Raw genomic sequence first — 4,155 nt, 5'->3', positions numbered from 1 at the left:
GGGGGGGGGGGGTTTGCGCGGCCCGGCGCTGACAGGGTGCCGCCTGCGCCCACCCGTGCCGCCCCGGCGGCGCGACTGCCCGCAGGCTGACGGGTGGCCCCGGAGGCATCACTGATCGCAGGCTGACGGGGTCGGGGTCGGGGTCGGGTTCTGGCGGGTGGGTCAGTTGACTGTGTGGCCCTCCGCGTCCGCGCGCGCCAGGCTTCTCGCTCTGCGGGCCGGGCCGCGCCAGCCGCAGGTGCAGCGGGCTGTGCAGAAGCGGCCTTGTTCGACTGTCGTCGTGCGGTGGGTCGGTCGGTCGGAGGGTGGGGGGACCCTGTCCTGCTGCGCCACGCCCACAACGTTACCCAGGCCGGGTAAAGGGCCGGTATGCGCGTGACGACGCCATCTACTCGTCGTTAACCGGAACGACAGGGGGCCCGTGACGGACGTACCGGCTGGGGGTAGGCAGGCGATGGCGGAGCGGCAGCGCAGGCGGGCGGGTGGCGGGGTCGTCGCCTTGGGGTTCTTGGTCTGTTCGTGCTTCGGGGCCGTGGGGTGTTCCGGAAGTGGGGCCGCCCTTGGCGAGGACGCGCGGGGCGGGGATCCGGTCGAGATCCTGCACGGGGCCGCCGACGCCCTGGTGGATGCCGGAAGTTCGAAGGCCCGTACGTCCATGGAGATGGCCACCGGGGGGACCCGGGTGACCATTCGAGGACGAGGTGTGTACGACTACCGGCGCCAGTTGGGGCAGTTGAAGGTGATGCTGCCGCAGGATCCGGCGGGGACCAGTGACCATCGGCCGATTACCGAACTCCTCGCTCCCGGCGCCCTGTTCATGAAGAACCGGGGGGCCGGGGTCCCCGCCGACAAGTGGGTGCGGGTCGACACCGCCACGCTGACCGACGGGAACCTCGTGACCGGCGGGGCCACCGATCCGTTCGCCGCGGCCGAGGTGCTGCGCGGGACGCGGACGGCGACGTACGTGGGGAGGACCGAGGTCGCGGGGACCGGCGTACGGCATTACCGGGGGATCGCGGATCTCGGGCGGGCGGCCCGCGACGCCTCCGCCGGGAACAGGGGGCCGCTCGCGGCGGCGGCGAAAGGGTTCGCCACGGCCCGCGTTCCGTTCGACGTCTACCTCGACGACGAGGGGCGCATTCGCAAGGTCAGGCACCGGTTCAGCTTTGTGAACGGGCAGCAGGAGGGGGCCGTGGCGGTCGCTTCCACGACGCTGTTGTACGACTTCGGGGTCCCCGCCGACGTACGGTTGCCGACGGCTGGTGACATCTACGCCGGCAAGATCGCCGAGCAGTGAGGTCAGGACAGGTGCCGGGCGCCGTGTCGTGACCGGCGTCAAGAACTAGCCCTTCCGTGCCATGCGCGGTCTGTAGCCGCTGCCTACTCTAGGAAGTCGGTGACGGCAGAGAAGAGGTGATGCGCGTGGCTCCGGTCGGCGGTACGGCAGTTCAGGACCACGTGGCCCTCGCCGAGATCGAGCTGTGCGGAGAGCTGATCATCGCGGCCTCGGCCGCCGACGAGGACCGGCTCAGCCTGGAGAGCATCGACGAGGTGCTGAAAGTGGCCGAAGAACGCGCGGACGCCTCCGGTTACTGAGCCGGGGGCGCCCCCACTTCACCTCCGGTGAGCGGGGTTCACGTCCGCAGCAGGCGGCCGATCGCCTTCGTCGCCTCCTCCACCTTCGCGTCGACCTCGGCGCCGCCCTTGACGGCCGCGTCGGCGACGCAGTGGCGCAGGTGCTCCTCCAGGAGCTGCAGGGCGAACGACTGCAGGGCCTTGGTGGAGGCCGACACCTGCGTGAGTATGTCGATGCAGTAGGTGTCCTCGTCGACCATCCGCTGCAGGCCCCGGATCTGGCCCTCGATGCGGCGCAGGCGCTTGAGGTGTTCGTCCTTCTGCTTGTGGTACCCGTGCACGCCGCGGTCGTGGTCCGTCACGACTTCCGGCTCGACGTCGGCGGAGGGCGCTTGCGCGCCGGCCTCGGTGGTCGTCATCGCGTCCTCCACATCATGGGCAGACATATACCCCTACCGGGTATATCGTACCGAACTTTGCGGGGTATGTGGCCTGCGGAAGGCCCCCGTGCCGAACACTCTGCCCGATGGGCGACACTGGGGGACGGCCCATTAGCCGTGGCCGGATGATGCGCCTAGCATCAGCCTGACCGAAACCGATGCACCCCGAGGACCCCTTGTGCGCTTTCGTCTGACCCCCAGGGAGACGAGCTTCTACGACATGTTCGCCGCATCCGCGGACAACATCGTCACGGGCTCGAAGCTCCTCATGGAACTGCTCGGGGCGGACACCGCCGGCCGGGCCGAGATCGCAGAGCGTATGCGGGCCGCGGAACACGCAGGTGACGATGCCACGCACGCGATCTTCCACCAGTTGAACTCCTCGTTCATCACGCCGTTCGACCGTGAGGACATCTACAACCTCGCGTCCTCCCTCGACGACATCATGGACTTCATGGAGGAGGCCGTCGACCTGGTCGTCCTCTACAACGTGGAGGAACTGCCCAAGGGCGTCGAGCAGCAGATCGAGGTGCTGGCGCGGGCCGCCGAGCTCACCGCCGAGGCGATGCCGAACCTGCGGACCATGGACAACCTCACCGAGTACTGGATCGAGGTCAACCGGCTGGAGAACCAGGCCGACCAGATCCACCGCAAGCTGCTCGCCATGCTCTTCAACGGCAAGTACGAAGCCATCGAGGTGCTGAAGCTCAAGCAGATCGTGGATGTGCTGGAGGAAGCGGCCGACGCGTTCGAGCACGTGGCGAACACGGTGGAGACCATCGCCGTCAAGGAGTCCTGAACTCTTCATGGACACCTTTGCGTTGATCGTGACCATTGGGGTCGCGCTCGGATTCACGTACACCAACGGCTTTCACGACTCGGCGAACGCGATCGCCACGTCCGTTTCGACGCGCGCGCTGACGCCTCGGGCGGCGCTGGCGATGGCCGCTGTGATGAATCTCGCCGGTGCCTTTCTGGGCAGCGGGGTCGCGCACACGGTCAGCAAGGGGCTGATCGAGACGCCTCAGGGCGACAGGGGGATGGGGATCCTCTTCGCGGCGCTGATCGGTGCGATCGTCTGGAACCTCGTCACCTGGTACTTCGGGCTTCCGTCGTCCTCGTCGCATGCGTTGTTCGGCGGCATGGTGGGGGCGGCGCTCGCGGGCGGGACGGACGTCATCTGGTCCGGTGTCCTGGAGAAGGTCGTCATCCCGATGTTCATCTCGCCGGTCGTCGGTCTGATCGCCGGCTATCTGGTGATGTGCGCGATCATGTGGCTTTTCCGCAGGGCAAATCCGCACAAGGCCAAGCGGGGTTTTCGGATAGCTCAGACTGTGTCGGCGGCCGGTATGGCCCTCGGGCACGGTCTTCAGGACGCGCAGAAGACCATGGGCATCGTGGTCATGGCGCTGGTCATCGGTGACGTCCAGGGGTCGGACGACCCGATCCCGGTGTGGGTGAAGATCGCCTGTGCCGTGATGCTGTCGCTGGGGACGTACGCGGGTGGCTGGCGGATCATGCGGACGTTGGGGCGGAAGATCATCGAGCTGGATCCGCCGCAGGGGTTCGCCGCCGAGACGACCGGTGCGTCGATCATGTTCGTCACGGCGTTCCTCTTCAAGGCGCCGATCTCCACGACTCATGTCATCACGTCGGCGATCATGGGTGTGGGCGCGACGAAGCGGGTGAACGCCGTGCGCTGGGGGGTCGCCAAGAACATCGTCCTGGGCTGGTTCATCACGATGCCGGCTGCGGCGATCGTGGCGGCGTGCAGCTTCTGGGTCGTGAACCTGGCGTTCCTGTAAGTCGGCCGGTTGCCGTGCGGGTGTCCGGCGTTGGCGCCGACGCCTGCCGGGGGCTCCGCCCCCAGACCCCCGGCCTGTGCCCACCCCACCCCCGACTCGGTCGGCCAAGAAGTGACCGTCGACCTGGGGGCTGCGCCCCCAGACCCCGCTGTCGGCCCTGAACGGCCCTCGTCCTCAAACGCCGGACGGGCTGGATGATGCCGACCGGCATTGCAGGGGGTGCCCCCAGCGGGTGGGTGGGGGTTTGGGATGGTTGATCCCGTCCTCCAGCATCGGGCGGGCCGCGGGATGTGGCGCCGGAGGGGCTGGATGATGACGGCCGGCGTGGCAAGGGG

Annotated in this window: 5 protein-coding genes; 4 read left to right on the top strand and 1 reads right to left on the bottom strand. The window is 68.3% G+C overall.

Annotated features, from left to right (window positions below):
* Positions 1-454 precede the first annotated feature (454 nt).
* Positions 455-1,297, top strand: coding sequence for a hypothetical protein (locus tag ADK57_RS10560; RefSeq protein WP_053749135.1), 843 nt, complete (start codon positions 455-457; stop codon positions 1,295-1,297).
* 119 nt (positions 1,298-1,416) lie between these two features.
* Positions 1,417-1,596 (top strand): hypothetical protein, encoded by a 180-nt coding sequence (locus tag ADK57_RS10555; protein WP_053749134.1) that lies wholly within the window; start codon positions 1,417-1,419, stop codon positions 1,594-1,596.
* 38 nt (positions 1,597-1,634) lie between these two features.
* Here the strand turns inward: ADK57_RS10555 and ADK57_RS10550 are convergent, their stop codons facing one another.
* Positions 1,635-1,994, bottom strand: a complete 360-nt coding sequence (locus ADK57_RS10550; RefSeq protein WP_053749133.1) for a metal-sensitive transcriptional regulator — start codon at positions 1,992-1,994, stop codon at positions 1,635-1,637.
* 199 nt (positions 1,995-2,193) lie between these two features.
* Here ADK57_RS10550 and ADK57_RS10545 point away from each other — a divergent pair, with 199 nt between their 5' ends.
* Positions 2,194-2,814 carry a DUF47 domain-containing protein gene (locus ADK57_RS10545; RefSeq protein ID WP_030043659.1) on the top strand — a complete coding sequence of 207 codons (621 nt, stop codon included), beginning with the start codon at positions 2,194-2,196 and terminating at the stop codon, positions 2,812-2,814.
* Between the two features lie 7 nt (positions 2,815-2,821).
* Positions 2,822-3,820, top strand: coding sequence for an inorganic phosphate transporter (locus tag ADK57_RS10540; protein ID WP_053749132.1), 999 nt, complete (start codon positions 2,822-2,824; stop codon positions 3,818-3,820).
* The last annotated feature ends 335 nt before the right edge of the window (positions 3,821-4,155 follow it).

Source organism: Streptomyces sp. MMG1533, assembly GCF_001279775.1.
Classification (GTDB): Bacteria; Actinomycetota; Actinomycetes; order Streptomycetales; family Streptomycetaceae; genus Streptomyces.
The sequence above is the reverse complement of the archived record's forward strand: the minus strand, read 5'-3'. Positions and strand labels throughout refer to the sequence as shown.

Excerpts from the sequence above, each read along its gene's own strand:
- ADK57_RS10560 (WP_053749135.1), top strand. The coding sequence starts at position 455 with ATGGCGGAGCGGCAGCGCAGGCGGGCGGGTGGCGGGGTCGTCGCCTTG.
- ADK57_RS10555 (WP_053749134.1), top strand. The coding sequence starts at position 1,417 with ATGCGCGTGGCTCCGGTCGGCGGTACGGCAGTTCAGGACCACGTGGCC.
- ADK57_RS10550 (WP_053749133.1), bottom strand. The coding sequence starts at position 1,994 with ATGACGACCACCGAGGCCGGCGCGCAAGCGCCCTCCGCCGACGTCGAG.
- ADK57_RS10540 (WP_053749132.1), top strand. The coding sequence starts at position 2,822 with ATGGACACCTTTGCGTTGATCGTGACCATTGGGGTCGCGCTCGGATTC.